Source organism: Streptococcus suis, assembly GCF_019856455.1.
GTDB lineage: Bacteria > Bacillota > Bacilli > Lactobacillales > Streptococcaceae > Streptococcus > Streptococcus suis_AE.
This window is the reverse complement of record NZ_CP082205.1, coordinates 246,985-273,921: the sequence shown is the minus strand read 5'-3', so window position 1 is coordinate 273,921 and position 26,937 is coordinate 246,985. Positions and strand designations below refer to the sequence as shown.

The 26,937-nt window shown below is 43.4% G+C and carries 29 protein-coding genes; 9 read left to right on the top strand and 20 right to left on the bottom strand.

Features of this window, described 5'->3' with window-relative positions; translation table 11 throughout:
• Positions 1-15: 15 nt before the first annotated feature.
• Together rnjA and K6969_RS01540 are read right to left on the bottom strand one after the other, a co-directional pair.
• Entirely contained in the window at positions 16-1,695 is a 1,680-nt protein-coding gene (gene rnjA / locus K6969_RS01545) for a ribonuclease J1 (protein ID WP_029173479.1), read from the bottom strand.
• A gap of 3 nt (positions 1,696-1,698) precedes the next feature.
• A complete protein-coding gene (locus K6969_RS01540) occupies positions 1,699-1,929 on the bottom strand; it encodes a DNA-dependent RNA polymerase subunit epsilon (protein WP_002938523.1) in 231 nt (76 codons plus the stop codon).
• 447 nt (positions 1,930-2,376) lie between these two features.
• Between K6969_RS01540 and tsaB the strand changes: the two genes are divergently transcribed.
• The 5 genes from tsaB to K6969_RS01515 all read left to right on the top strand — a co-directional run bounded on the left by tsaB (position 2,377) and on the right by K6969_RS01515 (position 6,021).
• On the top strand, positions 2,377-3,060 hold the full coding sequence (tsaB, locus tag K6969_RS01535; RefSeq protein WP_029173480.1) for a tRNA (adenosine(37)-N6)-threonylcarbamoyltransferase complex dimerization subunit type 1 TsaB: 684 nt from the start codon (positions 2,377-2,379) through the stop codon (positions 3,058-3,060).
• A complete protein-coding gene (rimI, locus tag K6969_RS01530) occupies positions 3,057-3,497 on the top strand; it encodes a ribosomal protein S18-alanine N-acetyltransferase (RefSeq protein ID WP_029173481.1) in 441 nt (146 codons plus the stop codon). Before tsaB ends, rimI begins: the two co-directional genes overlap by 4 nt.
• The gene (tsaD, locus tag K6969_RS01525) at positions 3,487-4,494 is read left to right on the top strand and encodes a tRNA (adenosine(37)-N6)-threonylcarbamoyltransferase complex transferase subunit TsaD (RefSeq protein ID WP_029173482.1); all 1,008 of its coding nucleotides are present in this window, start codon (positions 3,487-3,489) and stop codon (positions 4,492-4,494) included. The genes rimI and tsaD overlap by 11 nt, the downstream gene beginning before the upstream one ends.
• A 177-nt stretch (positions 4,495-4,671) precedes the next feature.
• A complete protein-coding gene (locus K6969_RS01520) occupies positions 4,672-5,586 on the top strand; it encodes an Rpn family recombination-promoting nuclease/putative transposase (RefSeq protein WP_321537441.1) in 915 nt (304 codons plus the stop codon).
• A 159-nt stretch (positions 5,587-5,745) separates the two neighbouring features.
• Complete coding sequence (locus K6969_RS01515; protein WP_029173483.1) at positions 5,746-6,021, top strand: hypothetical protein; 276 nt, start codon at positions 5,746-5,748, stop codon at positions 6,019-6,021.
• A 1,302-nt stretch (positions 6,022-7,323) separates the two neighbouring features.
• Here the strand turns inward: K6969_RS01515 and K6969_RS01510 are convergent.
• The 10 genes from K6969_RS01510 to rpsL all read right to left on the bottom strand — a co-directional run bounded on the left by K6969_RS01510 (position 7,324) and on the right by rpsL (position 17,436).
• Positions 7,324-8,526: an IS110 family transposase gene (locus K6969_RS01510; protein WP_321537495.1), complete on the bottom strand. Its 1,203-nt coding sequence runs from the start codon at positions 8,524-8,526 to the stop codon at positions 7,324-7,326.
• 234 nt (positions 8,527-8,760) lie between these two features.
• Positions 8,761-10,113, bottom strand: a complete 1,353-nt coding sequence (locus K6969_RS01505) for an IS66-like element short variant transposase (RefSeq protein ID WP_029943010.1) — start codon at positions 10,111-10,113, stop codon at positions 8,761-8,763.
• Positions 10,067-10,273 carry a transposase gene (locus K6969_RS01500; RefSeq protein ID WP_029178852.1) on the bottom strand — a complete coding sequence of 69 codons (207 nt, stop codon included), beginning with the start codon at positions 10,271-10,273 and terminating at the stop codon, positions 10,067-10,069. The genes K6969_RS01505 and K6969_RS01500 overlap by 47 nt, the downstream gene beginning before the upstream one ends.
• Positions 10,274-10,323: 50 nt before the next feature.
• Positions 10,324-10,674 carry an IS66 family insertion sequence element accessory protein TnpB gene (gene tnpB / locus K6969_RS01495; RefSeq protein ID WP_029188189.1) on the bottom strand — a complete coding sequence of 117 codons (351 nt, stop codon included), beginning with the start codon at positions 10,672-10,674 and terminating at the stop codon, positions 10,324-10,326.
• Positions 10,655-10,840 (bottom strand): hypothetical protein, encoded by a 186-nt coding sequence (locus K6969_RS01490; protein ID WP_029188188.1) that lies wholly within the window; start codon positions 10,838-10,840, stop codon positions 10,655-10,657. Before K6969_RS01490 ends, tnpB begins: the two co-directional genes overlap by 20 nt.
• A 400-nt stretch (positions 10,841-11,240) precedes the next feature.
• Positions 11,241-12,440, bottom strand: coding sequence for a phosphoglycerate kinase (locus tag K6969_RS01485; RefSeq protein WP_014637337.1), 1,200 nt, complete (start codon positions 12,438-12,440; stop codon positions 11,241-11,243).
• Between the two features lie 255 nt (positions 12,441-12,695).
• Positions 12,696-13,706 carry a type I glyceraldehyde-3-phosphate dehydrogenase gene (gene gap / locus K6969_RS01480; RefSeq protein WP_012775479.1) on the bottom strand — a complete coding sequence of 337 codons (1,011 nt, stop codon included), beginning with the start codon at positions 13,704-13,706 and terminating at the stop codon, positions 12,696-12,698.
• A 206-nt stretch (positions 13,707-13,912) separates the two neighbouring features.
• The gene (gene fusA, locus K6969_RS01475) at positions 13,913-15,994 is read right to left on the bottom strand and encodes an elongation factor G (protein WP_002938501.1); all 2,082 of its coding nucleotides are present in this window, start codon (positions 15,992-15,994) and stop codon (positions 13,913-13,915) included.
• 541 nt (positions 15,995-16,535) lie between these two features.
• On the bottom strand, positions 16,536-17,006 hold the full coding sequence (rpsG, locus tag K6969_RS01470) for a 30S ribosomal protein S7 (RefSeq protein ID WP_002940031.1): 471 nt from the start codon (positions 17,004-17,006) through the stop codon (positions 16,536-16,538).
• Positions 17,007-17,022: 16 nt separating this feature from the next.
• Positions 17,023-17,436, bottom strand: a complete 414-nt coding sequence (rpsL, locus tag K6969_RS01465) for a 30S ribosomal protein S12 (RefSeq protein ID WP_024380262.1) — start codon at positions 17,434-17,436, stop codon at positions 17,023-17,025.
• A gap of 305 nt (positions 17,437-17,741) precedes the next feature.
• Between rpsL and K6969_RS01460 the strand changes: the two genes are divergently transcribed.
• Positions 17,742-18,905 carry an IS30 family transposase gene (locus tag K6969_RS01460; RefSeq protein ID WP_321537440.1) on the top strand — a complete coding sequence of 388 codons (1,164 nt, stop codon included), beginning with the start codon at positions 17,742-17,744 and terminating at the stop codon, positions 18,903-18,905.
• 321 nt (positions 18,906-19,226) lie between these two features.
• On the opposite strand, the gene groL is transcribed toward K6969_RS01460, so the two are convergent.
• Together groL and groES are read right to left on the bottom strand one after the other, a co-directional pair.
• Entirely contained in the window at positions 19,227-20,849 is a 1,623-nt protein-coding gene (gene groL / locus K6969_RS01455; RefSeq protein WP_321537439.1) for a chaperonin GroEL, read from the bottom strand.
• 11 nt (positions 20,850-20,860) lie between these two features.
• On the bottom strand, positions 20,861-21,142 hold the full coding sequence (groES, locus tag K6969_RS01450; RefSeq protein WP_014637330.1) for a co-chaperone GroES: 282 nt from the start codon (positions 21,140-21,142) through the stop codon (positions 20,861-20,863).
• 196 nt (positions 21,143-21,338) lie between these two features.
• Here groES and K6969_RS01445 point away from each other — a divergent pair, with 196 nt between their 5' ends.
• Positions 21,339-21,587 (top strand): hypothetical protein, encoded by a 249-nt coding sequence (locus tag K6969_RS01445; RefSeq protein WP_171943158.1) that lies wholly within the window; start codon positions 21,339-21,341, stop codon positions 21,585-21,587.
• 114 nt (positions 21,588-21,701) lie between these two features.
• Here K6969_RS01445 and K6969_RS01440 read toward each other — a convergent pair whose 3' ends face one another.
• Positions 21,702-22,097, bottom strand: coding sequence for a single-stranded DNA-binding protein (locus tag K6969_RS01440; RefSeq protein ID WP_171943159.1), 396 nt, complete (start codon positions 22,095-22,097; stop codon positions 21,702-21,704).
• A 54-nt stretch (positions 22,098-22,151) separates the two neighbouring features.
• Between K6969_RS01440 and K6969_RS01435 the strand changes: the two genes are divergently transcribed.
• Positions 22,152-22,931 carry a DUF2785 domain-containing protein gene (locus K6969_RS01435; protein ID WP_171943160.1) on the top strand — a complete coding sequence of 260 codons (780 nt, stop codon included), beginning with the start codon at positions 22,152-22,154 and terminating at the stop codon, positions 22,929-22,931.
• Positions 22,932-22,962: 31 nt separating this feature from the next.
• On the opposite strand, the gene ytpR is transcribed toward K6969_RS01435, so the two are convergent.
• The 5 genes from ytpR to K6969_RS01410 all read right to left on the bottom strand — a co-directional run bounded on the left by ytpR (position 22,963) and on the right by K6969_RS01410 (position 25,517).
• Entirely contained in the window at positions 22,963-23,586 is a 624-nt protein-coding gene (gene ytpR / locus K6969_RS01430) for a YtpR family tRNA-binding protein (RefSeq protein ID WP_171943161.1), read from the bottom strand.
• 18 nt (positions 23,587-23,604) lie between these two features.
• Positions 23,605-24,567 carry a DUF1002 domain-containing protein gene (locus K6969_RS01425; RefSeq protein WP_171943162.1) on the bottom strand — a complete coding sequence of 321 codons (963 nt, stop codon included), beginning with the start codon at positions 24,565-24,567 and terminating at the stop codon, positions 23,605-23,607.
• A 44-nt stretch (positions 24,568-24,611) separates the two neighbouring features.
• Positions 24,612-24,932 (bottom strand): thioredoxin family protein, encoded by a 321-nt coding sequence (locus K6969_RS01420; protein ID WP_172011758.1) that lies wholly within the window; start codon positions 24,930-24,932, stop codon positions 24,612-24,614.
• Positions 24,929-25,213: a DUF4651 domain-containing protein gene (locus tag K6969_RS01415; protein ID WP_044682592.1), complete on the bottom strand. Its 285-nt coding sequence runs from the start codon at positions 25,211-25,213 to the stop codon at positions 24,929-24,931. Before K6969_RS01415 ends, K6969_RS01420 begins: the two co-directional genes overlap by 4 nt.
• Positions 25,214-25,412: 199 nt before the next feature.
• A complete protein-coding gene (locus tag K6969_RS01410) occupies positions 25,413-25,517 on the bottom strand; it encodes a type I toxin-antitoxin system Fst family toxin (protein ID WP_125175873.1) in 105 nt (34 codons plus the stop codon).
• A gap of 141 nt (positions 25,518-25,658) precedes the next feature.
• Between K6969_RS01410 and pepA the strand changes: the two genes are divergently transcribed.
• Positions 25,659-26,720, top strand: a complete 1,062-nt coding sequence (gene pepA, locus K6969_RS01405) for a glutamyl aminopeptidase (protein ID WP_171943164.1) — start codon at positions 25,659-25,661, stop codon at positions 26,718-26,720.
• Positions 26,721-26,937: the final 217 nt, after the last annotated feature.

Here is a 26,937-nt window from a genome sequence, read left to right as displayed (position 1 = left end):
TGGGATTTTAGTGTGTTATCGGTCAGGCGTCAGAATCATTGGGATAATGATTGGTTCACGCTCTGTTTTTTCGTATAGGAATGGTCGTAAGGCGTTAACAATGGCGCCGTTGACTGTTTGGATATTTGCGTCTTTATTACGCATAGCGATGCGGATAGCGTTGAAGAGAACGCGTTGGCTTTCGCGAATGAGTTCGCCAGATTCTCTCATATAGATAAAACCGCGACTGAGGATGTCTGGTCCTGCTAATATCATCTTAGAATTAAAATCGACAGTGGCTACTGCAAGGACGACGCCGTCTTCTGAGAGGTCACGGCGGTCTTTGAGGACAGCTGCACCGATTTCACCAATGCGGTTTCCGTCCACGTAGATGTCTTGGGCGTTGAACTTGCCGGCCAATCGTGCAGAATCCTTGGTCAGTGCTAGGACATCGCCGTTTTCCATGATGAAGATGTTGTCTTTTGGTACACCTGTATCCACTGCTAGACTGGCATGGATTTTTTGCATGCGGTATTCGCCATGGACAGGCATGAAGTATTTTGGCTTGATCAGGCGGAGCATGAGTTTTTGCTCTTGCTGGCCACCGTGCCCAGAGGTATGGATGTTGTTAATCTTGCCGTGAATCACATCGACACCGGCTTCAATCAAGATATTGATGAGCTTGTTAACACCTGTGGTATTTCCCGGAATAGGACTGGATGAGAAAATAACCGTGTCGCCTGGCTGGAGTTGCACTTGGCGGTGGGTACCGTGGGCGATGCGAGAGAGTGCTGCCATAGGCTCCCCTTGGCTACCTGTACAGAGAATCATAATCTCGCTGGCAGGATATTCTTTGATCTCGTTTGGTTCGATAAAGGTGTCTTTTGGAACCTTGATGTAGCCGAGCTCAATACCATTGACGATGGCTTTCTCCATAGAACGTCCAAAGACAGCAATCCTGCGTCCGGTCTTAACCGCTGCATCCGCAGCTTGTTGGAGACGGAAGATGTTGGAGGCGAAGGAGGCAAAGATGATGCGTCCGTGAATGCCTTCAATCAGTTTCATGATGGACTGACCGACCACTTTTTCTGAGTTGGTAAAGGTTGGGACTTCAGCATTTGTCGAGTCAGAAAGGAGGCAGAGAACACCTTCTTCACCGAGTGCGGCCATGCGATGTAAGTCAGCCGGCTCGCCAACTGGCGTGAAGTCGAACTTGAAGTCACCGGTACAGACGATTTTTCCTTGCGGGGTGTCAACGACAATACCAAGTGGTTCTGGAATGGAGTGGGTGGTACGGAAGAAGCTGACCTTGAGGTGCTTGAAGGTCAACTCAGTATTATGATTGATTTCATGCAAAGTCGCATCACGGAGGAGTCCGTGTTCTTCCAATTTACCACGAATAAGGGCGAGGGCTAAAGGTCCAGCATAGATTGGGACATTGGCTTGCTTGAGTAAGAAGGGAATGCCTCCGATGTGGTCTTCGTGACCGTGGGTAATAACCAGACCTTTGACACGATCTAGATTTTCAACGATATAGGAGTAGTCTGGGATAACGTAGTCGATACCCAAAAGGTCATCTTCTGGGAACTTGATACCGGCATCGACGATGAGAATTTCATCCTTATACTCGATACCATAGGTATTTTTCCCGATTTCTCCCAAACCACCGATGGCGAAAACGCCAACTTCATGAGGTTTTAGATTGACTGATGACATGGATTAAAACTCCGTAATTTTGAAATCTGCGTGCTCTTTCTCGTATTCAAGATGATTGTCTGATAAGAGGTCGATAAATTCGATGTTGTATTCAGGGCGGTTGGTTTCCACCAATTCACGCGCGATAATACGACCTTCCAATTCTGATGCAGCATCGATGTCTAGATAAAGAGCACGTGTTTGCTCGCGACGTGGGCTAATTTTTGATTCTTGATAGAATACTTTATAAATCATGTGTAGTATAGTTCCTTTCTTTTTGACTGGCAACTATGAAAAAAGCCTCAAACAGTTGGGGCTGTCTGGTAATGCCTATTCAATTTTCTCGAGTTGTCAATTTATTCAGTCTAAATGTACTCTTCATTATACCATAAAATATGCTGATGGTAAAAGGGTTTGGTAGGAAAATGGAAAAGTGTCATGATTTTCAGAAATTCTGCATTTCCGAGAGGGATAAAACAGGGAAGTGAGCTAGGATTCCGAGTGTATTAGGATTACTAAGACTGAGTTCAATTGTGTCGAGAAAATGCCTGTCAACTGCCAGATAGTGATGTGACTTACTAGAATGACAAATCGGTTCAATCCATTAACCTACTAGAAATCACACCCCAGTCTTTTCATTATTTGAAAAAAAGGTCAAGATAGCTTACAATAGAGAGTAGCATTGTAAAGAAAGAGAAACTTATGAAAATACTAGCTTTAGACAGCTCCAATCAGGCCCTGTCGGTGGCCTTGGTGGAGGACGGTTGCTTGCAGGCGGAAACCCTGCTGGCCGTTAAGAAAAATCATAGTATCAGCCTCATGCCTGTAGTCGATTTTTTGGTGGCGCAGGTGGGCTGGACGCCCAAAGACTTGGATAGGATTGTGGTCGCTCAGGGGCCTGGCTCCTACACGGGGCTTCGTGTGGCGGTGGCGACTGCCAAGACCTTGGCCTACACCCTCAAGATTGACTTGGTGGGGCTATCCAGTCTTCAGTCTCTGGTTCCTCCCAGCCTGACGGGTCTGGTGGTTCCCCTCATCGATGCCCGCCGTAACTGCGTCTATGCAGGTCTTTATGAAAATGGCAGAGCAGTCGAGCCAGACCGCTACTGGTCTTTTGAAGACTTGCTTTCTAGCTTGGCTGGTAAGGAAAATATCACCTTTGTTGGTGAAGTAGAAAACTTTATGGAGCAAATCGAACAAGATTTGCCGACTGCTCAGTATCAAACCAGCCTGCCGTCGGCCTATCAACTGGCGGTGATTGGTCAAGACTTGCCAGCAGTAGATGTGACCAGCTTTGAGCCCAACTATCTCAAGCGGGTAGAAGCAGAGGAAAACTGGCTCAAGGTCAACCAAGCTAGCTCAGAGAGTTATATCAAGCGTGTATGATAGAGATTAAACACTACAACGGTCAGGAAAATCTGGCGGAGGCTGTTTTGACAGTTATGCAGTCTGTCTATGAGCAATCGCCTTGGACCTTGGAACAGATTGCTGCAAGCATGACCAGTCAGGATGAGGACTACTATCTGGCCTATAAAGGTCAGGAATTGGTCGGATTTTTGGCTGTTCAGACGGTGCTGGATGAGATGGAAATCCTGCAGATTGCTGTCAAGGCTGATTTTCAGAGGCTGGGAATCGCCAGTCAACTGATGGCTGCTGTGATGGACTGGGATGGAGACATCTTCCTCGAAGTGAGGGAGTCTAACAGTGCAGCTCAGGCCCTCTATACACGCAAGCATTTTACCAAAATAGGAAAACGAAAAGACTACTACCGCCATCCTGTCGAGGACGCGGTGATAATGAAGAGAGAACGTGATGAAAGATAGATTGATTTTGGCGATCGAGACCTCCTGTGACGAGACCTCGGTGGCTGTTTTGCGCAATGAGGCGGAGCTTTTGTCCAATGTCATTGCCAGCCAGATTGCCAGCCATCAGCGGTTTGGTGGGGTGGTGCCAGAGGTGGCTAGCCGTCACCATGTGGAAGTGATAACGGCCTGTATCGAGGAGGCCTTGTTGGAGGCGGAAGTGACGGCAGAGGACTTGACGGCTGTGGCTGTGACCTATGGACCAGGCTTAGTTGGTGCCTTGCTAGTTGGAATTTCGGCTGCCAAGGCCTTTGCCTGGGCTAATGGTTTGCCGCTCATTCCTGTCAACCATATGGCAGGGCATTTGATGGCGGCGCGTGCGGTCAAGGAGTTGGAGTTTCCGCTCTTGGCCCTTTTGGTCAGCGGTGGGCACACGGAGTTGGTCTATGTGTCAGAGGCAGGTGACTACAAGATTGTCGGTGAAACGCGAGATGATGCGGTCGGCGAGGCCTATGATAAGGTGGGACGGGTCATGGGTCTGCCCTATCCAGCTGGTCGTGTGATTGACGAATTGGCACATGAGGGGCAGGACATTTATGACTTCCCTCGGGCTATGATCAAGGAAGATAATCTGGAGTTTTCTTTTTCTGGTTTGAAATCCGCCTTTATCAACCTCTACCACAATGCCCAGCAGAAAGGAGAGACCTTGTCCAATGCGGATTTGTCAGCCTCTTTCCAAGCCTGTGTTATGGACATTCTCATGGCCAAGACAAAGAAGGCTTTGGAGCAATACCCTGTCAAGACCTTGGTTGTAGCGGGCGGTGTGGCAGCTAATCAGGGCTTACGAGAGCGGTTGGCGGCTGAAATTACCGATGTGGAGGTCATCATTCCCCCGCTTCGCCTCTGCGGTGACAATGCAGGTATGATTGCCTTGGCAGCGGTCAGCGAGTACAATAAGGCAAACCTTGCTGGCTGGGACCTCAATGCCAAGCCTAGTCTGGCTTTTGAGAATTTGTAAAGAAAATTTTATACGTACCTAGAAACGAACTCATCACATTTTGTGGTGGGTTACTTTTTTCATTTGTGGTATACTATATATAATATAGAAAAGTTTTTCATTTGATTTCGAATAAAATAAGTAGAACCCCAAAAAACTGGTTCCAACATGAAAAATCAAATGAAAGGATGTGGGATATTGAGACATACCCTACTAAGACCAACGCAAGACACGGTTGCCAAGAAAATTTTTCAAAACACGGAAGTGACCAAGGCTTTTATTTCAGATATTTTGGACCTGCCTGTTCTAGAAGTAGAACTTCTTGACGGACATCAGATTCGTCTGCCCAATGATGACTTGCCTAAAGGTTTTTATACGGTGACGGACATTTTAGTCAAATTGGACGATGGCACACAAGTTGTCATTGAAATCCAGATTGCCAAGCAAAAGACTTTTGTCAATCGACTCTGGGCTTACATTTGTACGCAGGTGCATGACAACGTCGAAAAGGTTCGGCAGGAACACGGTCATACCCACTTCACTCACGAGAGGATTTATCCTGTTTACGGTATCGCTCTCTTGGAGAAAAATTATTTTGATGATGATAAGCCCTTCCACGTGTTTAGCCTTCGTGAAGAAGAGACCAATGAAGAGCTGACTGTCAAACCCAAAACCAGCTCCAAGCACCATAGCCTCTTGAAAATGGCATTTCTGGAGTTGGAAAAATATCAGCCTGAAACCATTTCCGACTACGATGTCAAAAAATGGTTTGAGTTTTTCGGCAATCGTGACTTTACCATTCAACCTGACAAGATCATATCTCAGGCTGAACACGCCTTAGACTTTACAAGCTGGACAAAGGAGGAAAAAGACATGTGGGATAAGCAAATTGATAGCCTTGAAGTTAGTTATGCCACTTTGATGACTGCGATGGAAGACGGATTTGAAGAAGGACTGGAACGAGGACGTGAAGAAGGTCGCGAAGAAGTTCAAATCATCTCTGCCCGTAATTTCCTGAGGTCTGGTTTTCCAGCGGAAGTAATAGCTGAAAATCTAAACCTTCCTCTCGAGCGAGTTCTTCAACTTCAAAGTGAGTTGAACGCAAATAGCTAACCTCTGCCCTCCATATAACCCGAAACCATTTCCGACTACGATGTCAAAAAATGGTTTGAGTTTTTCGGCAATCGTGACTTTACCATTCAACCTGACAAGATCATATCTCAGGCTGAACATGCCCTAGATTTTACAACTTGGACAAAGGAGGAAAAAGACATGTGGGATAGACAAATCGATAGCCTTGAAGTTAGTTATGCCACTTTGATGACTGCGATGGAAGACGGATTTGAAGAAGGACTGGAGCGAGGACGTGAAGAAGGTCGCGAAGAAGGTCGTGAAGAAGGTCGTGAAGAAGGACGTGAAGAAGTTCAAATCACCTCTGCCCGTAATTTCTTGAGGTCTGGTTTTCCAGCGGAAGTAATAGCTGAAAATCTAAACCTCCCTCTCGAGCGAGTTCTCCAACTTCAAAGTGAGTTGAACGCAAATAGCTAACATCTGCCCTCCATATAACCCGAAACCATTTCCGACTACGATGTCAAAAAATGGTTTGAATTTTTCGGCAATCGTGATTTTACCGTTCAGCTCGACAAGATTATCGCCCAGGCTGAACATGCTTTAAAATTCACAAAATGTATCAAAGCCCTCTGAATATGCTCATTCGAGGGTTTTCTTGTGCCTTGTACTATAGTAAATTGAATTAAAAACAGGACGGGTTCAAGTTTATCAGCTTGAGGACCCTAAAGCTATTTTGAGATTGAGCTACTGATACAATAACCCAAAATTGTACTACTCTTGATTCAAATCGCTATACAAGAGAACTAAACAATTGATATAAGGGGAAAAGTTTCGTCCAGCCCAAAAACATAAAAATATAACAAACCCTATCTCTTCACACAACAATATCCATGCACCCCCCTCGCTTACAGCCTGACAAGTCTATAGTCGCCAAGGTTCAACTTCATCAACATGAATAAATGTGTGCAAACTAGGTTATGGCACCGATATAAAACCAGCACTTCCCCTTTCTTTACATAAATATACAAGCTCCATCATTCGCATTTGTTCGAAAAATATACAAAATAACCTGAAAAATATTCGGGAAACGCAACGAGCAATATGAAAAATCCAAAGCAAGTATTTCAGCAAATACCATGAAAACGCACCCAGAAAACCTAGCTGAATCCCGACGAGGCTGGGCAGAAAGCCCAGTACCCCTTCTCAGAGTTCGTGTCAACATCTCAGCGCAGTGGTTGATTGGCTTTAACAGTCTGGGAGACTGTTAAAGGTAGGAGATAAGATTTGCAAAGCAAATCTCAGCAGTTCGTTTTTTACTCTCCAAATCTGGCCTATACGACTGATGCGAACAGAGTTCGCTTCATTTCCAACCTCAAACTGTCTCCCAGACAGTTTTGTAGCGAACTCTGTTCGCTCTATCTCCAACCTCCAAAGGTTCCCCAAACCTTTGGAGCTATACGGGGGTGGGAGTTTAAAAGGTCTGGGAGACCTTTTAAAGTGGGAGATATAAGCTGACGGCAGTCAGCTCACATAAATTGATGTCTGGGGATAGACTGTTTCAGCTCAACAACTAGAAATAAAGACTTGTTGACGAACTCTTTTTCTACCATTTGTCAAGCCTATCAAGGTATTTGATGAAAAATATATCGAGTTCAATAGTCAAAATAAAGAAATTGTTTTCTTTTGGACTAAAGTTACGTGTAAAAAAGGGTACACGAAATTAACACCTTATGTTGAAAATTTTTGATAAGGTGTTACAATAATATAGCATAAACAATTTTACTGATTTTGGGTTAAAGTGTAATCGTAAAGTTTGTTATGCGTTATGAGGTAATACATTGTCCGAATGAGACGATGTATGGAGGCAATCGTGTGTGGCTTCGTAGAAGTCGTTTGCGATTGTCTTTTTCGTTTCTCATAAAAGTCGGCGATATGGCAAGGCTTGGTGTGACTGGCTGAAGCGATATTGTGAATACATTTGAACAGAATCTTTCTAGCGTAGGGATTGCCACGCTTGGTAATGTGTTCCTTAGCGAGGAAGTTGCCAGATTCATAGTGTCTCAGATCAATACCGATAAAGGCATTGATTTGGTTGGCAGACTGAAAACGGCGAATATCTCCCAGTTCACCAATAATACTTGTTGCAGTAGTCTCAGCTATTCCAGGAATAGAGAGCAGAATGTCATATTCAGGTAATGGCTGAGCTAGTTCCACCATTTGGTCTAGGACAGTTTGTCTCTGTTCAGAAAGCCGAAGCAATTCTTTTCCATAGTAACGAACCTCTTCCAGCATTGGAGAGGTTTTCTTGACGGCACAATAAGATTGATTAGCTAGTGCTATCAGCTTCTCAGCTAAATACGCCACACGCTTGTCAGAAATCCGTTTTGAGGTGGACTGACGAATGCTCTCTAAGAGTTCGTCCTTGCTTAAATCAAGCACGAAGTCCTTGTAAGGAAACGCAGTAACTAAGTTCCAGTATTGTTCCCCAGTTGGCTTTGATAAGACAGTCTCTATCTCTGGAAACGTGACTTGCAAGACCTTGTGCAGACGGTTTTTAGCTCGAACGATGTCCTCAGTTAAGTTCTGATAGAAGCGACTTAAATCTCGCAGTTCTTGATAGACTTCTTCTTGGACATAAGTGGGTTTACGATTCAGCACAAATTGAGATTGAGCCAGTTTTTCAGCGTCAATTTGATCTGTTTTCCTCACACGCAAGCTATCCAGTTGCTTCTTAGCTTCTAAGGGATTAAGCCTTGTATAAGCATAGCCATTATCTTCTAGAAAAGTTTGGAGACGGCGAGAATAGACACCTGTTGCTTCAAAGATGATTTCTGGTTTATGGACGGTTCTCAAATCGCCAAGTAGCCGAGCAAAGCCTAAGGCGTCATTGGACATGGTATAGCCATGAACTTTCTCACCATTGACTAGAATGGCCACTTCTGAACCTGCCTTACTCACATCAATCCCAAAAACTGCACGCATGATATTACCTCTTTGTCTTGAATGATTCCTTGTTTTAGTGATGTCATTTTCAATACTCGACGTCTGGCGTCCCACATACTTTGATAACATTCTTTCTAAAACAGGTGTCTTGCCAGTTTTTGATGCGACGTCTAGCGTCAAAAGAGTTCTCGACTTAACAAGACACCTCGTAAGCGCCCAATAACAAGGTATATTGAAAAGGCTCCAAAGTCCTGTCGACTCTGGAACCTTTTTCTATTTACAAGCTCTCTTAATATTTTTATCCCATGGCAAATAGGCTTCTAAAACCTCCTTTTTTGCGAGCGACTCCTCATTAGGTAAGTGTTCTAGAAGATAGGTCATATATTTTTCTGCATCAAGTCCGTGTCGCTTAGCTGTTTCTAAAAGACTCAAAATGACAGCTGTCGACTTGGCTCCCTCAAAGCTCTGAGAAAAAAGCCAATTTTTTCTGCCCATCACCAAGGTCTTCATAGCCCTCTCAGCCATATTGTTGGACAGGACTAGGTCACCGTCCGAGAGAACGGCTCGGAAGGTGGTTTCGTATTTGAGGCTATACTCTATTGCAGTACCCAATTTGGAAGCTGGCAAGACAGCCTGTTCACGGCACCAATCAAAGAACTCGTCCATCAAGGGAGTTAACTCTGTCTGCCGTTTATGTAGCCGTTCCTCAGTAGACAGGTCAGCCCAGTCACTCTCCAAGGCAAACAGGCGGTCGCAATAGGCTAATCCCTTGGCTCCTAAAGAAGTATTATCTGTCTTCTTAGGAGTCGCCTCAAAAAATTTTCGTCTAACATGAGCCCAACAGCCAACGAGCTGAGCCTTGTCTAATTGACGATAAGCACTCCACATGTCACAATGAACGTAGCCCGCATAGTCCCCAAGAAACTCCTCCACAACTAAGCCGCTCCGTCGTTTGTCATGATGATAGAGGGTAATTCCATTTTTCTCATGTTTCCCAGACAAGAAAGTCCAGTAGTAGGTCAACTGGCTATCATTTTCTAAGACCTTGTAGGAAGTCTCATCCGCATGAAGAATAGGCTGCTCCAACAATTTCTCGTGCAACAGGTTATAAATCGGCTCGAAATAATACTGACTAGACTTGATGTGCCAGTTGGCTATTTCCTTCCGACTGATGGGCAGGCCAAGTTTATGCCAGTCCTCTTCCTGACGGTAATTGGGTACCTTCAGATTGAATTTCTGATGAATGGTGTGAGCGATGATAGAGGCTGAACCCAAGCTGTGTGCCAAAGGTGCCTTAGGAACAGGAGCCTTGATAATCTTATCGCTTAGATTCTTCTGACTACATGCCTGACACTTGTATGCGTGTTGAACATGGTCAATCCGCTTTAATTGTGCAGGAATGAAGACCAACTCTTGTCGTTGAACAGTTGAGCCAATCTCTTTCAGCTGACCATGACAGTCTGGACAAGTGCAGTCTTCGCCCTGCAATTCGTGATGCACAATCTCTGGAGTGAACTGGCTGAAAATAGCCTGACGAACTCCCTTAGCTTTCTTGCGTTTATAGGTGATGGTCTCCGTTTCAACTGGGTAAGTCAGCTTCTTCTTCAGGGAGACTTTCCTCCCCAAACAAGCTCAGCTGACCTGGTTGATATACGACCTTCTCTGATGATTTTCCGTAGAGTTTCTGTCTCAGATAGTCAACCTGTTCTCGAAGGAGAGTGAGTTCATTAGCCATCATCTCTATCGTTTTTGACTGTGTTTCAATAATTTTTTCTAGTGATGACATAACCAATCTCCTTCTTTTTATCTCATTATACACAAAGAAAAGCCATGATTTCAATAGAAATCACGACTTTTTGAAACATTTATTTTTGGAATGATAGAAAATCCTTTCATGAGCCAGTCGACTTGCTCGGAAGTTAGAGCCTTGACCTCTTCTTCATTGTTTGGCCAGGTCAATTTCCCATTTTCAAAACGTTTATACAATAACCAAAATCCCTGTCCATCCCAATAAAGAGCTTTGAACCGGTCTTTTCGACCTCCGCAGAAGAGATAGACCTGACCGGAGAAGGGATCCAGGTTGAACTGACTTTTGATAAGATAGGCCAGGGAATCAATTCCCTGACGCATATCTGTTTTTCCACAGACCAAGTAAACTTGACCTAAATCACTGAGTTGGATGGTCATAGAACAGTACCTTATCTAAGATTGTTTCTAGTGTTTCTTGATTGATAGTGTGAAAGACTGTGAGCTCCACTTTTCCGAGACGAATTTTCATCATAATATCGTTTCTGCCTCGCTTCTCAAAGCGGCGAGATTGGGGAACAGTCAATGGAATGATGGGGTGTGACATAATAAATCCTCCAGTTTTGTTTTTCTAACAGTATACTGGAGGAGGGAGTGGGTGGATAGATACCTTGTTATTGGGCGGTTACGACACCTCTACTTTAACATAAAGAAAAAGTAGTGACTACTCTCTCCCGTCGGAGATTTCCTCACTACTAATCTTAGTATATTTTTGACAGTCGAGTTCTTTCCCGCTCCCGTCGCAAGTCCTGGAAGTACTTTACACCTTGCTAGACTTTCTAACTCGCTTAGCTTCGTAGAAACGCTACGTGGTGTACAAAATGCAACGGAAATCCGTTGCATTTTAACCTTTACCTAGGCTGATTTTCTAAACTCACTACGTTCACAGAAAATCTAGCCTTTGTACTAGAAAAGAGTTGGTCTCCCAACTCTTTTCATCGCATTTTTTACTTTTCAGTAAGAGCTGCAAGACCAGGCAATACTTTACCTTCTAACAACTCCATAGATGCACCACCACCAGTTGAGATCCATGAGAACTTGTCTGCACGGCCAAGGTTGATAGCTGCTGCTGCTGAGTCACCACCACCGATGATTGATTTCACGCCTGGTTGTTTCACGATAGCGTCCATTACACCGATTGTACCAGCTTGGAAATCTGGGTTTTCAAATACACCCATAGGTCCGTTCCAAACAACTGTTTTAGCACCAGTCAAGGCTTCATCAAACTTAGCGATTGACTTAGGACCGATATCAAGACCAAGGAAGCCTTCTGAAACTGCTTCGCCTTCTGTATCGCGAACTTCAGTGTAGCCAGCAAATGCGTTAGCTTCTTTTGAGTCAACTGGCAAGATCAATTTACCGTTAGCTTTTTCAAGAAGTGCTTTTGCCACATCAAGCTTGTCTTCTTCTACAAGTGAGTTACCGATTTCGATACCTTGAGCTTTGTAGAATGTGTAAGTCATACCACCACCGATAAGAACTTTGTCAGCTTTTTCAAGAAGGTTCTCGATAACACCGATCTTATCAGATACTTTTGAACCACCAAGGATTGCCACGAATGGGCGCTCTGGAGTTTCAACAGCTTCTTGGATGTATGCAATTTCGTTTTCCAAAAGGAAACCAGCTACTGCTTTTTCTACATTTGCTGAGATACCAACGTTTGATGCGTGTGCACGGTGTGCAGTACCAAATGCATCGTTAACGAAGATACCATCACCAAGTGAAGCCCAGTATTTACCAAGTTCTTCGTCGTTTTTAGATTCTTTCTTACCATCAACATCTTCGAAACGAGTGTTTTCAACAAGGAGAACTTGTCCATCTTCCAAAGCATTGATAGCTGCTTCCAATTCAGCACCACGAGTAGCACCTGCGATGAAAGCAACGTCTTGACCCAATTTAGCCGCCAAGTCAGCTGCTACAGGAGCCAATGATTTACCTTCTTTGTCAGCTTCTTCTTTCACACGACCAAGGTGAGAGAAAAGAATTGCACGTCCACCTTGCTCAAGAATATACTTGATAGTTGGAAGAGCTGCTGTAATACGGTTATCGTTAGTGATAACGCCATCTTTCAAAGGCACGTTGAAGTCCACACGAACAAGAACTTTTTTGCCTTTCAATTCTACATCTTTAACAGTCAATTTTGCCATTAGATAAGAACTCCTTAAATTATATTTACTTTACCATTGTATCATATTTTCTGTATTTTTTCTTGCATAAAGATATTTTTTTCACAAATGTTATGAAATCTAAAAACTATCGCCTCGTAATCAGATTTTTCAAATTCTAAAGTTGCCAAATCAGAAACAACTTATACCATCCTTGTTTCTTAGCATAAGAAAACAGCTATATTTCAGCAACCAAAACAAAAAAGAGGCCGAAGCCTCTTCGATTTTCACTAAGGATTATTTAGCGATTTTTGCGAAGTACTCAAGAGTACGAACAAGTTGTGCAGTGTAAGACATTTCGTTGTCGTACCATGAAACAACTTTAACCAATTGCTCGCCATCAACTTCGATAACTTTAGTTTGAGTTGCATCAAACAATGAACCGAATGAGATACCTACGATATCTGAAGATACGAGTTGGTCTTCAGTGTAACCAAATGATTCAGTAGCAGCAGCTTTCATAGCAGCGTTTACTTCTTCAGCAGTTACTTTCTTGTCAAGAGTTGCAACCAATTCAGTTACAGAACCTGTTGGAACTGGAACACGTTGTGCAGCACCGTCAAGTTTACCGTTCAATTCTGGGATTACCAAGCCGATAGCTTTAGCAGCACCAGTTGAGTTAGGAACGATGTTTGCAGCAGCAGCACGTGCACGACGAAGGTCACCACCACGGTGTGGTCCGTCAAGAACCATTTGGTCACCAGTGTAACCGTGGATTGTAGTCATCAAACCTTTTTGAACGCCAAATGCATCGTGAAGAGCTTTAGCCATTGGTGCCAAACAGTTTGTAGTACATGAAGCACCTGAGATAACTGTTTCAGTACCATCAAGGATGTCGTGGTTAGTGTTGAAAACAACAGTCTTAACATCGTTACCACCAGGAGCAGTGATAACAACTTTTTTAGCACCGTTAGCGTGGATGTGTTGCTCAGCTTTTTCTTTAGAAGCAAAGAAACCTGTAGCTTCCAAAACGATATCCACGCCATCAGTAGCCCAGTCGATGTTTCCTGGCTCGCGCTCTGCAGAAACTTTAACGAATTTACCGTTAACTTCGAAACCACCGTCTTTAACTTCAACAGTACCGTCGAAACGACCTTGAGTTGTGTCATATTTCAACAAGTGTGCAAGCATTACTGGATCTGTAAGGTCGTTGATACGAGTAACTTCAACACCTTCTACATTTTGGATACGACGGAAAGCAAGACGACCGATACGTCCGAAACCGTTAATACCAACTTTAACTACCATGAATGATTTCCTCCTTATGAAAATCGAGTTCTTTATTTTAAAAGGCAAGCCTTTTAATCCTTTTGTGAAAATATTAACTTGTAAGCCTACAAGCATCTTTTCAACGTTTTTATTATATAACTATTTACCGAAAATTGCAAGAGTTTGCATACTTTAATGCAGGAACTTACATAGAAAAAGGCAGCCGAAGCTGCCTGGGTTAGCAATTAAGCATTGCCGCCGTTTTTCTTGATGATTTCATCTTGTACAGATTTTGGTACATCTTCGTAGTGGTCAAATACCATCATGAAAGTACCGCGACCTTGTGTTGCTGAACGAAGTACAGTTGCGTAACCGAACATTTCAGCAAGTGGCACATAAGCACGAACGATTTGTGTGTTACCACGAGCTTCCATACCATCAACGCGACCACGACGTGCAGTAACGTGACCCATAACGTCACCAAGGTTATCTTCTGGTGCAGTGATTGTTACAAGCATCATTGGCTCAAGGATAGTTGGTTGAGCTGATTTAGCAGCTTCTTTAAGGGCAAGAGATGCTGCCACTTTGAAGGCTGTTTCAGATGAGTCGACATCGTGGTATGAACCATCGTAAAGCTTCGCTTTAACGTCAACGATTGGGTAACCAGCAAGAACACCGTTAGCCATAGATTCTACGAGACCTTTTTCAACCGCTGGGATGAATTCACGTGGAACCACACCACCGACAATAGCATTCTCGAACTCAAAACCTTTACCTTCTTCGTTTGGTGTGAATTCGATCCAAACGTCACCGAATTGACCTTTACCACCAGACTGGCGTTTGAAGAAACCACGAGCTTGTGTAGAAGCGCGGAATGTTTCACGGTATGATACTTGAGGAGCACCTACGTTTGCTTCAACCTTGAATTCACGACGCATACGGTCAACAAGGACATCCAAGTGCAACTCACCCATACCAGAGATAACTGTTTCACCAGTTTCAACGTTTGTTTCAACGCGGAATGTTGGATCTTCTTCAGCCAATTTAGAAAGGGCAATACCCATCTTGTCTTGGTCAGCTTTAGACTTAGGCTCAACCATCAATTGGATAACTGGTTCTGGAACGTGGATTGACTCAAGGATGATTTTTGCTTTTTCATCTGTCAATGAGTCACCAGTTGTAGTATCTTTCAAACCAACCGCAGCGGCGATGTCACCTGCATAAACAGTTTCAATTTCTTGACGGCTGTTTGCGTGCATTTGAAGGATACGTCCGATACGCTCACGTTTACCTTTAGAAGTGTTCAATACGTATGAACCGCTGTTAAGAACACCTGAGTATACACGGAAGAATGTCAAACGACCTACGAATGGGTCAGTCATAATCTTGAAGGCAAGAGCTGCAAATGGCTCTTCATCTGATGCATGACGCTCTTCTTCAGCATCTGTATCTGGGTTAACACCTTTAATAGCAGGGATGTCAAGCGGGCTTGGAAGGTAGTCGATAACTGCATCAAGCATCAACTGAACACCTTTGTTTTTGAAAGCTGAACCACACAATACTGGGAAGAATTCAACGTTGATAGTTGCTTTACGGATAGCAGCTTTCAATTCTTCGTTTGTGATTTCTTCACCTTCAAGGTATTTCATCATCAATTCTTCATCAGTTTCAGCAACTGCTTCAACCAATTTTTCACGGTATTCTTCAGCTTGCTCAAGGTATTCAGCTGGGATATCTTCTTCAAGAATATCTGTACCAAGGTCGTTCGTATAGATTTCAGCTTTCATCTTGATCAAGTCGATGATACCACGGAACTCGTCTTCAGAACCGATTGGCAATTGAATTGGGTGTGCATTTGCTTGAAGACGCTCATGAAGTGTGCTTACTGAGTAAAGGAAGTCAGCACCGATTTTATCCATCTTGTTAGCAAATACGATACGTGGAACACCGTATTCAGTTGCTTGACGCCATACTGTTTCAGTTTGTGGCTCAACACCTGATTGTGAGTCAAGAACGGTTACCGCACCATCAAGAACGCGAAGTGAACGTTGTACTTCGATTGTGAAGTCCACGTGTCCTGGTGTGTCGATGATGTTTACACGGTGGTTGTTCCATTGAGCTGTTGTCGCAGCAGATGTGATAGTGATACCACGCTCTTGCTCTTGCTCCATCCAGTCCATTTGTGATGCACCTTCGTGAGTTTCACCGATTTTGTGGATTTTACCAGTGTAGTAAAGAATACGCTCAGTTGTCGTTGTTTTACCCGCGTCAACGTGCGCCATGATACCGATATTACGAGTTTTTTCTAATGAAAATTCGCGTGCCATGAGGTTTGTTCTCCTATAATTTTAGTTTTATACTTTATTATACCATATTTTAAGAAAAGCGAGTGGGCAAGTCCCACCCGCTTGATTTCTTACTAATGGTGTGAAGTGGATGAGGTCATCCTCAATCCGGTTTGTGATGGTTGAACGATAAGTTGCTACCATAATCTCAATTGATTTATGTAGAACTAACTTAACGTCCTCACATCCTAATTGAACTCGGGCTACAACTCGCTGACAAAAAGAGACGCAGTTGTTTTGGCTTTAGCCAATTACAAATGGGGCTACCTTTAGGTGAGAACCTCATTGATTGCACAGCAATCTGCTTCGCTTCCCTATTTTGTCTAGGAGTTGCTTGACGCCCTCGTATCTTAATCTTAGTTGAGTTCGGACTAAAAATTCTGGAAAAAAGAGACGCAATTGTTTTGGCTTTAGCCAATTACAAGTGTGGCTACCTTTAGGTGTAAATCTTCCTTGGACCTTGAGGTCCATCGTCTGATTTCCTATTTTTCCTTGAATTTTCTTAACGTCCTCACATCCTATCTTACCAGCGGAAGTGTGCGAATGCGCGGTTTGCTTCTGCCATTTTGTGAGTATCTTCACGTTTCTTAACAGCTGCACCAGTGTTGTTTGCTGCATCCATGATTTCTTTCGCAAGGCGATCAATCATAGTGTGCTCACCACGGTTACGAGCGATTGTTACCAACCAACGAAGACCAAGTGTTGTACGACGCTCTGGACGAACTTCAACTGGGACTTGGTAGTTAGAACCACCGACACGACGTGCACGTACTTCAAGTACAGGCATGATGTTTTCCATTGCTGTTTCAAATACTTCAAGTGCATCGTTACCAGTTGCTTCTTTGATTTGATCAAAAGCACCGTAAACGATTGATGCAGCAGTACCACGTTTACCGTCCAACATAACACGGTTAATCAAACGAGTTACCAATTTTGAGTTATACAATGGATCTGGCAATACTTCGCGCTTAGGCGCTTGATTTTTACGACTCATTTATATTTCCCCCTTCTTAGCCTTTTGGACGTTTAGTACCGTATTTAGAACGGCCTTGCTTACGATCGTTAACACCTGCAGTATCAAGCGCACCACGAACGATATGGTAACGTACCCCTGGAAGGTCCTTTACACGTCCACCACGAAGAAGAACAACGCTGTGCTCTTGCAAGTTGTGACCGATACCTGGGATGTAAGCAGTAACTTCGATAAGGTTGCTCAAACGTACACGAGCGAATTTACGAAGGGCTGAGTTAGGTTTTCTAGGTGTCATTGTTCCGACACGAGTTGCAACACCACGTTTTTGTGGTGATGAAACGTTAGTTTGAACTTTTTTACGGCTGTTGTAACCAACGTTCAAAGCTGGTGATTTAGGTTTTTCTACTTTAGACTTACGTGGTTTACGTACCAACTGGTTAATTGTAGGCATCTACATTCTCCTGTATATATTTTTTATTTTTGGTGATAAGGCATTGGTGACAACCCCTATCTGTGTGTACTTTTGCAACATTTGTCAGCACGTCCCTGTACACTCTTGAGAGACCAAAAGTAAAAAGTACCGTCTAATATAGTACCACATCCCAAAACCATTGTCAAATAGATATGTTTGAAATTTTTAAGAAAAAACACAGGCTAAATTCCCAAAGTAAGTTCTAGTCTATCTTAAAAACTGGAAATTAGACTGAGACAAAGAAATAAGGTAGAACTTACTATGGGACAAGTTGGTAACTGACAATGAAAAACAAACACTTAACTCTCTCTGATCGCAATGATATTCAAATAGGAATTGAACAACTTAAGCCCTTCTCAGCTATCGCTGTTAAGCTAGGAAAAGACCCGTCCACAATTTCAAAAGAAGTTCGGAGAAATAGAGTGATAAAAGAGAACTCTAGTACTTCCAATTGTGAGGCCTGCCCTTTACTCAAAAAGGCTCCATACGTTTGTAATGCCTGTCCGAAAAAGAGAAGCAACTGCGGATACCAGAAACAGTTCTACTACGCAAAAAGAGCTCAGCTTGATTATGAAGCTAAGCTCTCAGACTCGAGAACGGGTGTTGCACTAAACAAGGACGAATTCTATCGCATGGATGAGATTGTTTCTGCTGCCATCCAAAAGGGCCAACACCTCAACCACATCATCGCCTCAAACGAACTTTCGGCATCCAGAGCTTCTATCTACAGATACCTTGAAAAAGGCTATCTGTCCACAAAGCCCATTGATTTCCCCCGTGTCGTGAAATTCAGAAAGCGGAGAACCAGAAAACTACAACCCATTCCTAAAACTGCCAAAGAAGGACGGTCTTACGAGGACTTCCAACGCTTTCTCATAGAGAAAGGAATCAGCTATTGGCTGGAAATGGACACCGTTACTGGACGGATCGGTGGAAAGGTACTTCTCACCTTTAACCTCTCCTTCTGTAACTTTATCTTCGCTCGATTACTTGATAATAAAACAGCTAATGAGGTCGCTAAACATCTCTACGCTATCAAGAATGACCTGCATCAGAAAGAGATGGACTTCTGCGAACTATTCCCTGTCATTCTGACCGATAATGGCGGTGAATTCGCTAGAGTGGACGATATCGAAATGGATGTTCGTGGAGAATCTAAGCTATTCTTCTGTGACCCAAATCGTTCTGACCAGAAAGGGAGAATTGAGAAGAATCACACACTTATCAGAGATATTCTTCCTAAAGGAAGTTCGTTTGATAACTTGACACAGGAGGACATCAACCTGGTTTGTTCGCATGTCAACAGCGTCAGACGAGCTTCTTTCAACGGAAAATCCGCCTATGAACTCTTTACATTTACCTACGGTGAGGAATTGGCAACACTTTTGGGAATCTCTAAAATTGACCCTGGGAACGTCATCCAATCACCTCGATTATTGGATAAATAATCGTTAGTTTTTATCAAAAAATAATTTCAAAATAGAAAGGAACTTGTCCCATCCAAAATTCTAGATAGCTAGAACTTACTTTGAGACGTCTCAGAGCCAGTAACTTTAGTGTACTCTTTTTTTCAACATTTTCAACATTTTCAACCCTAAAACTCACTACTATCAACATTTTTAGTCAAAAACAGAACTTAGTCTGAGACTAAATTCTGTTGATGTTATGCAGTTTTCTCAAAGTAACTTCTGGAAGGACGGGAACTAGAACTTACTTTGAGAATTTACCAGAAAAAACACAGCCTTTCAGCTGTGTCATTTTGCTATTTCTTAGTAACCCATACCCATTCCATCCATACCTTGTGGCATAGCTGGAGCGGCTGGTTCTGGTTTGTTGGCAACAACTGCTTCCGTTGTCAAAATCAAGCTGGCTACGGAAGCTGCATTTTGAAGAGCAGAACGAGTCACCTTAACAGGATCGATAATTCCTGCCTCAATCATATTCACCCGTTCACCTGTCGCAGCATTAAAGCCTGTTCCAAGCTCAGAATTCTTCAATTTATCAATGATAACTGAACCTTCATAACCTGCGTTATAGGCAATCTGACGTACTGGCTCTTCCAAGGCACGAAGGACAATATTGCGTCCTGTTTCATCGTCGCCTGTCAACTCCAATTTCGCTACGCTACCGATAACATTGACAAGGGCTGTACCACCACCGGCAACGATTCCTTCTTCAACTGCGGCACGTGTTGCGTTGAGGGCGTCTTCAATACGGAGCTTCATTTCTTTCAACTCAGTTTCCGTTGCGGCACCGACTTTGATAACTGCAACACCACCTGACAATTTAGCCAAACGCTCCTGCAATTTTTCTCGGTCAAATTCTGAAGTTGTTCCCTCAATTTGTGACTTGATAACAGCCACACGGTTGGCAATGGCTTCTGGATTGCCAGCACCTTCAACAATAGTTGTACCATCCTTGTCGACCACAACCTTGGCAGCTTGACCAAGGGCTTCAATGGTCGCATCTTTCAAGTCCAAACCAAGGTCTTCTGTAATGACTGTACCACCTGTCAAGATAGCGATATCTTCCAACATAGCTTTACGACGGTCCCCAAATCCTGGCGCCTTAACAGCAACAACGTTGAAAGTACCACGAATCTTATTGAGAACAAGGGTAGGAAGTGCTTCACCATCCACATCGTCAGCAATAATCAAAAGCGGACGGTTGGTCTGAAGAATGCTTTCCAAGAGCGGCAAAATATCTTGAATATGAGAAATTTTCTTATCGGTAATCAAGATGAATGGATTTTCAAGCTCCGCAACCATCTTCTCATTATCTGTTACCATATATTGTGACAGATAACCACGGTCAAATTGCATGCCTTCTACCACATCCAGCTCAGTTTCCATACCGCGAGATTCTTCGATAGTAATAACGCCGTCTGTTCCCACGCGCTCCATAGCCTCAGAAATGTACTCGCCAACTTTTTCAGAGCGCGAAGACACAGCCGCAACTTGAGCAATTTCAGCTTTATTCGACACAGGACTTGCTTGTGCTTTCAAGGCTTCAACCGCAGTTGCAACTGCTGCTTCAATCCCGCGACGGATACCAATTGGGTTGGCACCTGCAGTTACGTTTTTCAAGCCTTCACGTACGATAGCCTGGGTCAAAACAGTTGCAGTGGTTGTACCGTCACCAGCGATGTCATTGGTTTTTGACGCCACTTCGGATACCAACTTAGCACCCATATTTTCAAAGTGGTCTTCCAATTCGATTTCTTTGGCAATGGTCACACCGTCGTTGGTAATGAGTGGTGAGCCATAAGCCTTTTCCAAGACAACATTGCGACCTTTTGGACCCAAGGTTACTTTGACTGTATCAGCCAAAATATCAACACCACGGACCATGCTTTCACGTGCATCTGCTGCAAATTTGATTTCTTTTGCCATTTTCCTACCTCTTATTCTACAATTGCCAAAATGTCTGCTTCACGGATGATGTGAACGGTCTGATCACCGTCTTTGACTTCCAATCCTGCATGAGCATCAATCAAAACAGTATCTCCAACTGCTACCGCTGGGGCAACCAAGTCACCATTCAAGGTACGAATCCCTTGTCCAATCGCTAGGACACTTGCTTCTTTTGTCTTTTCTTGGCTTGCACCTGCAAGGACAAAGCCACCAACTGTTTGTTCTTTTTCTTCAATTTTTACGACGATACGATCGCCCAATGGTTTTAACATTTTACTACCTCCTGGTATTTTTAGCACTCTATACATATGAGTGCTAATTCACATTTCCTATTGTATCACTTGGTCAAAAATAGTCAAGAAAATTCTTTTTTAATTTACCTAAAATCCGTCCAGGGACTGAGAAAACGCAACCTGTTAATTATAGCAAAACTATGCTATACTATTATTAAAAAGTTAAGGGGGATTTATGAAATTTTTTAGAGATTTAAAAACAGATTACCTTGAAAGCCGTTTTTCCGTTCACGAAAGTTTTGCAGAATGGTTTTTAAAACGTAAATTAGGCTTTTGGGGGAAAATGATATTCTCCTATCTACTCTGGCTAGTCTGGATATTTTTCTTTAGCCACCCTCGTTACATCATCTTTTTCTTCTACGGAGTTCTCCTACTTTCTCTAATTATCATGCTGATAGAATGGTGGAAATATAGAAATAAGTAGCAAAAAACACCAACTTTCGTCGGTGTTTTTAAGGAGATATGAAAAATATTTAGGATTGACTATAGTATAGCCTATTTTTCAATACGCTCCATCGGTCTTGGGACTGATATTGCTTTAAAACGGCAATTCTTCCTCTTCCAAAATCACATCCACCAAATCATCATTCGCATTATTTTCACGCATAGCACGTTGAGCACGACTTTCAAGCAATTGGAATGATTGGCCTAGAATCTCTGTCACATAGTGGTTGCTGCCGTCTTTTTCGTATTTTCTCGTCCGCAATTCACCGTCAATAGAAATCAGACTACCCTTGCTGCCATAGGAGACAAGTGTTTCCGCCAATTTGCCCCAGAAAATAACATTGAGAAAATCTGCTTCACGCTCACCATTTTCTGTCTTAAATCGTCGATTAACTGCAACAGTAACACGAGTCAAAGTTTTGCCAGTTGGTGTTTGTGTGAGTTCAGGTTGGGCCGTCAAGCGACCGATTAAAATAACTTTATTGTACATTTTATATCCTCCTACTTATTTATTCGTAGAAGGATTAGAAAAGGAGCGAAAATCATGAAAGAATTTTTGATGGAAAAGATACAGACCTCCCAACCATATACCAATGCCGAACTGGCTTGGTTGTTGGAAAACATCGGCCATCCAGACCCTACTATACGCGACGAACTGGTCTATGCTAGTTTTTGCCATATCTTTTTGGAGGGCTTGATTACAAGAGAGCAAGCACAGTCGCTACTGCAATTCTCTCAAGAAACCAAGCCATTTTCCCCAGAAAGTTCCACACTAAAGCAAAGTTTTACTTGCTTACTTTACTGTCTGTTGCTGTCTGTCGATAATGAACCAGAGTCTATTTATCATGCATTTTTAAGCACTAACGACCGTGAGCTACTCTTCCAGCAGGCCTTGGATTATTTGACGATTGAAAATGACTGGTCTGGCTATGATGAAAAACTCGGTTGGATCCATACCGCTGCCCACGGAGCTGATTTTCTTCTGGCTGCAAGCTGTCACGATCAATTTCCCGATGAAAAAAGCAAAGCAGTCTGGCAAACTATTGTCACTTGTCTAACTAAACAAAGTAAAGTTTTCTCAGCTGGCGAGGAAATCCGTCTAGCACAAATTCTTATATATTTACTACTGAATGAAAAAGTAACCAGCCAAGAGCTGACAGGATGGATTAGCAAGCTGGACTTTCCAAATCAAGAACCAGTAGACTACTTCCGGTGGCTCAATCTCCAACATTTTCTGTCTAGTCTTTACTTCCAACTTAGGTCACATCAAGCATCGACCGAAGAAATCGAACAGGCTATTGAAGGAAAAATTGAACCAGCATAAAAGAATTGGCCAAGCGACCAATTCTTCTTTTCTATCCCTTCCAGTGTTTAACTGGATCAAAGGCTTCTCCGACTACTGCGGAGTCGTCTAATTCGATAATACCACGGACTTGTGGGGCGTTTGGTAGAGCCAATTCACGCGGACTGCACATCATACCAAAGCTATTTTCACCACGTAGTTTTCCTGGGAAAATCAGGCTACCGCTCGGCATCATTGCCCCCGGAAGAGCCACAATGGTTTTCAATCCTTGGGCAGCATTTGGGGCACCAGCTACGATTTGCACCGTTTTGTCCCCAACATTGACCTGACAGATATTGAGGTGGTCGCTGTCTGGATGAGGAACCAATTCCGCAATCTGACCGACTACGAACTTTGGAGCATTGTCGTTAACCAAGCCTTCAGCAAAACCTTCCTTAGCCAATTCAGCATTCAAGGTCGCAACTTGCTCGTCTGTCATGAAAACTTGACCATTTCCAGCAATCTCAACCAAACTTGATGCTTCAAAAATATTCCAGGCTACTGTTTTCCCTGTGTCCTCTAGGAAAACACGCGCCACTTGACCCTTGCGTTCAAACTGAACAGGCTGCCCCTTGTCTTCAGCCACAATCACCATAAGGACATCGCCAACCTGTTCTTTATTATATGTAAAAATCATTTCTTTTTCATTTCTCCTTTATGCAAATAGACCGGTCAAGCCTTTCCAAAGATTTTCAAAGAAGGCACCGATTTTTTCTAAAATCCCTGAATCTTGTAGATTCTTATAGGCTTCTGAAATTTGTTGCTCCGCCTGTTGCTTGAACTGGTTGAGCTGGGCAGCAACCTCAGCCGAATCAATAGCAGAGGTTTCCTGATAAGCTTTGGCAAATGTGACTAGCTTAGAAATTTCATCTGCTGTGATGACATTTTCCAAACCGTTATTGGCCAAGACATCGTTAATCATAGTATTGATGTCTGATTCGGAAGCTACCTGACCATTAGACTTTTTGTAGTCGGCAAGAGCTGTCTTGATTTCTGCTACTGCCTTATCCAAGGCCGAACTATCAAAATTAGTGTCACCTGTGTGAGCCGTTGCCACTTCATTGACTGTCTCTAGCTCCTGTTGAGCTACTTCAGTTCGAGCGGTATCAACTGTTTCACCATTGGCTGCAAGAGCCTTGTAAACACCTGTCAGGGCGGACTCTCCCGTCACCTGAATGGGTGCCGCAACGTCAATCAAGACATCTGTCGCACCAGCTGTAATAGCCGCATTGGCATACTGCGTTTCGGTAATCAAGGTGATGTTCTGTGGCGTCTTAATATCCACCACAACCCCTTTGCCAGTGTCCTGCTTTTGCACCAAGACAGATGAATAGAGAGAGGCTGTGTCCGCTCCAGATGTACCTAAATATTGGTCCATATCCGCGCCAACAACCACCTGACGGCTAACATTATTGACATCCGAAATACCAAATAGATTGTTAACCTCTGTCGCCTGCGCATCTGACAGACCTCCACCGTAGACTAGTGTTGGCTTGCCCCATTTTTCATTGATAACATCTGTTTGAATCTCAGCCTGCACCAAGGGAGCAAGACTCAAACCCAAACCCAAACCCAGCACCACAGGTGCTAGAAGGATTTTTCCTAGTGATTTCTTCATGTTCTTTCCTTTCTTTTGGGAAATGGCAGAGCTTCTCTGCTAATTTATCTACCCAGTCCAGCTAAGAAGTTCATGATTTCTTCCTTGGTCTTGCGATTCTTATCGACAAAACGACCGATTTCCTTACCATTTTCCAAAACAACCAGACTTGGAATGCCTAAAATAGCCCATTCCTGTGCCAAAGGCATAAAGTCATCTCGATCCAGTTGCACAAAACGGAGATCTGGAAAAGCTTCTTCGATAGCTGGCACATGCGGTTTAATATAGTGGCAATCTCCACACCAAGTCGTCACAAATAGAAAAACAGTCGGCTTGCCATCTTCAATCAAAGCAGCCACTTCTTCAAGATTTGTTGGAAAAATCATCTTTCTTCCTCCCTGTATTGAATAGAACCTTTGGTATTTTCAAATAAAAACACCTGTCCTGCCTCCATCACAACCCCGCCAATAAGCTGGTCACGAGTTGAGGCTGTTTCATCCACATAGACCGTGGCAATCTCTCCTAAATCAGCGAAAAAGTCACGTACCTCCTGCAAGGCCTGTGCTTTTTTACGGTCTTCTTGGATTTTACGGTAAAATTGAGCACTAGCGGTGAGCACACCTGCCCCCAATAAGCCTGCTAGCAAGGCTGTCTTCTTCTTTTTCATGTTGACTATTTTATCATATTTCTCCGAATTTTTCCCAAAAATGCCATTGGACTTGTGACAGCTGAGACAAACTCGCACCACTTGACAAAAGACTTAAAAATAGATAGAATGGTCTTACAGTGAGAAGTTCGATAATACATCGGCAATCAAAAAGCCCCCAACGTTCCCAGCGTTGAGGGTTTTCTTTTGCCCCTGGGGCCTATTTGTTGCGATTGTTGAGCCAATACTCAAAGAGTATCAACACAAGACCTGATACAATAGGTGCAACGAACAATGTGAGAAGTTCGAACAACAAGGCAATCACCTCCTCTCTATTTTGAGGGGCATTTCTATCCTAGCAAATTTCAAGCATTCTTGTCAATACTATCCATATTTTTCTATATTTTCAAGACAAGTCTAGCTCTTCGTGATAAAATAGTAGTAATCATGTCATGGAGGAAGAAAAATGACTCTTTTTGAAAAAATTAAAGAAGTAACCGAATTGCAAAGCTTACCGGGATTTGAAGGACAGGTTCGCAACCACATCCGCCAGAAAATCACGCCACATGTGGACCGCATTGAAACAGACGGTCTAGGTGGAATTTTTGGCATCAAGGATACGGCTGTTGAAAACGCTCCTCGTATCCTAGTGGCCGCCCACATGGATGAGGTTGGCTTTATGATTAGCCAAATCAAGCCAGACGGTACTTTCCGTGTTGTCGAGCTAGGTGGCTGGAATCCTCTGGTTGTTTCTAGCCAAGCCTTCACTCTTCAGTTGCAGGACGGTCGTACCATTCCAGCCATCTCAGGCTCAGTACCACCTCACCTTTCACGGGGGGCTAACGCTCCTGGCATGCCTGCCATTGCTGATATTATTTTCGATGCTGGTTTTGCCAATTATGACGAAGCCTGGGCTTTCGGTGTTCGTCCGGGGGATGTCCTGGTTCCAAAAAACGAAACTATCCTTACTGCCAACGGAAAAAATGTTATTTCTAAGGCTTGGGACAACCGCTATGGTGTCCTGATGGTAACCGAACTGCTAGAAAACCTATCGGGGCAAGCATTACCAAACCAGTTGATTGCTGGGGCAAATGTGCAAGAGGAGGTTGGTCTTCGTGGCGCTCATGCCTCTACAACCAAGTTCAATCCAGATATTTTCCTCGCTGTTGATTGCTCACCTGCAGGTGATATTTATGGCGACCAAGGAAAAATTGGGGATGGTACCCTACTTCGTTTCTATGATCCAGGTCACATCATGCTAAAAAATATGAAAGACTTCCTCCTCACAACTGCTGAAGAAGCAGGTGTCAAATTCCAATACTACTGTGGTAAAGGTGGAACAGATGCTGGTGCAGCCCACTTGAAAAACCACGGCGTTCCATCAACGACAATCGGTGTCTGCGCTCGCTATATCCATTCACATCAAACCCTCTATAGCATGGATGACTTCCTAGAGGCTCAAGCCTTCTTGCAAGCCATCGTTAAAAAACTAGATCGCTCAACGGTTGATTTGATTAAAAACTATTAGACAACTAACATCACAGTTATGCAAAGCAAAGAAGTACCCAATAATCGCTGAAACTATCTTGCCAGTTTAAAATAATATATCAGTAAACGCTCTCTAACCTGTATCGTCATATTCTGGCATTCACCGATAAGTCTGAGCCTACTATAAGAAACAAACCTATAGCAAACGAATCTCCAAATTAACAGATTATTTGCATTTTACATGTAATCTGTTATAA

Bases quoted from the DNA above. Each gene is read 5' to 3' on its own strand.
- rnjA (WP_029173479.1), bottom strand. From the start codon at position 1,695: ATGTCATCAGTCAATCTAAAACCTCATGAAGTTGGCGTTTTCGCCATC.
- K6969_RS01540 (WP_002938523.1), bottom strand. From the start codon at position 1,929: ATGATTTATAAAGTATTCTATCAAGAATCAAAAATTAGCCCACGTCGC.
- tsaB (WP_029173480.1), top strand. From the start codon at position 2,377: ATGAAAATACTAGCTTTAGACAGCTCCAATCAGGCCCTGTCGGTGGCC.
- rimI (WP_029173481.1), top strand. From the start codon at position 3,057: ATGATAGAGATTAAACACTACAACGGTCAGGAAAATCTGGCGGAGGCT.
- tsaD (WP_029173482.1), top strand. From the start codon at position 3,487: ATGAAAGATAGATTGATTTTGGCGATCGAGACCTCCTGTGACGAGACC.
- K6969_RS01515 (WP_029173483.1), top strand. From the start codon at position 5,746: ATGTGGGATAGACAAATCGATAGCCTTGAAGTTAGTTATGCCACTTTG.
- K6969_RS01510 (WP_321537495.1), bottom strand. From the start codon at position 8,526: ATGCGTGCAGTTTTTGGGATTGATGTGAGTAAGGCAGGTTCAGAAGTG.
- K6969_RS01500 (WP_029178852.1), bottom strand. From the start codon at position 10,273: ATGTCATCACTAGAAAAAATTATTGAAACACAGTCAAAAACGATAGAG.
- tnpB (WP_029188189.1), bottom strand. From the start codon at position 10,674: ATGACCATCCAACTCAGTGATTTAGGTCAAGTTTACTTGGTCTGTGGA.
- K6969_RS01490 (WP_029188188.1), bottom strand. From the start codon at position 10,840: ATGTCACACCCCATCATTCCATTGACTGTTCCCCAATCTCGCCGCTTT.
- K6969_RS01485 (WP_014637337.1), bottom strand. From the start codon at position 12,440: ATGGCAAAATTGACTGTTAAAGATGTAGAATTGAAAGGCAAAAAAGTT.
- gap (WP_012775479.1), bottom strand. From the start codon at position 13,706: ATGGTAGTTAAAGTTGGTATTAACGGTTTCGGACGTATCGGTCGTCTT.
- fusA (WP_002938501.1), bottom strand. From the start codon at position 15,994: ATGGCACGCGAATTTTCATTAGAAAAAACTCGTAATATCGGTATCATG.
- rpsG (WP_002940031.1), bottom strand. From the start codon at position 17,006: ATGAGTCGTAAAAATCAAGCGCCTAAGCGCGAAGTATTGCCAGATCCA.
- rpsL (WP_024380262.1), bottom strand. From the start codon at position 17,436: ATGCCTACAATTAACCAGTTGGTACGTAAACCACGTAAGTCTAAAGTA.
- K6969_RS01460 (WP_321537440.1), top strand. From the start codon at position 17,742: ATGAAAAACAAACACTTAACTCTCTCTGATCGCAATGATATTCAAATA.
- groL (WP_321537439.1), bottom strand. From the start codon at position 20,849: ATGGCAAAAGAAATCAAATTTGCAGCAGATGCACGTGAAAGCATGGTC.
- groES (WP_014637330.1), bottom strand. From the start codon at position 21,142: ATGTTAAAACCATTGGGCGATCGTATCGTCGTAAAAATTGAAGAAAAA.
- K6969_RS01445 (WP_171943158.1), top strand. From the start codon at position 21,339: ATGAAATTTTTTAGAGATTTAAAAACAGATTACCTTGAAAGCCGTTTT.
- K6969_RS01440 (WP_171943159.1), bottom strand. From the start codon at position 22,097: ATGTACAATAAAGTTATTTTAATCGGTCGCTTGACGGCCCAACCTGAA.
- K6969_RS01435 (WP_171943160.1), top strand. From the start codon at position 22,152: ATGAAAGAATTTTTGATGGAAAAGATACAGACCTCCCAACCATATACC.
- ytpR (WP_171943161.1), bottom strand. From the start codon at position 23,586: ATGATTTTTACATATAATAAAGAACAGGTTGGCGATGTCCTTATGGTG.
- K6969_RS01425 (WP_171943162.1), bottom strand. From the start codon at position 24,567: ATGAAGAAATCACTAGGAAAAATCCTTCTAGCACCTGTGGTGCTGGGT.
- K6969_RS01420 (WP_172011758.1), bottom strand. From the start codon at position 24,932: ATGATTTTTCCAACAAATCTTGAAGAAGTGGCTGCTTTGATTGAAGAT.
- K6969_RS01415 (WP_044682592.1), bottom strand. From the start codon at position 25,213: ATGAAAAAGAAGAAGACAGCCTTGCTAGCAGGCTTATTGGGGGCAGGT.
- pepA (WP_171943164.1), top strand. From the start codon at position 25,659: ATGACTCTTTTTGAAAAAATTAAAGAAGTAACCGAATTGCAAAGCTTA.